Origin of the sequence: Anaerostipes sp. CAG:276 (genome assembly GCF_000432215.1) — a bacterium.
Lineage (GTDB): Bacteria > Bacillota > Clostridia > Lachnospirales > Lachnospiraceae > Anaerostipes > Anaerostipes caccae.
The window spans coordinates 42,994-43,227 of the sequence record NZ_FR889190.1 but is presented as its reverse complement, the minus strand read 5'-3'; the positions used below and the strand labels follow the sequence as shown (position 1 = coordinate 43,227).

Annotated in this window: 1 pseudogene; it reads right to left on the bottom strand. The window is 53.8% G+C overall.

The annotated features are described in order from the left end of the window. A pseudogene (locus QVP35_RS08520) lies at positions 1-234 on the bottom strand (V-type ATP synthase subunit A); the annotation flags it as partial.

Sequence of the window (234 nt, the reverse complement as noted above, 5' to 3'; positions counted from 1 at the left end):
CCCCCGGTTTTATCTGATCTCCCGCCGATACGGTGATCTGTGTTTCCCAGCGTTTTTGATAATCCAGGGAATCTACCTGAGTTCCCCGGCTGATATATTTTCCGGACTGAGCGGCAATCTGTTCGAGAGGGCGTTCAATTCCGTCAAAGATATTATGGAGAATTCCCGGTGCCAGTGACACAGAAAGCGGATGTCCGGAGGCCTCTGCCCGGTCTCCGGGACGAATGCCTGTGG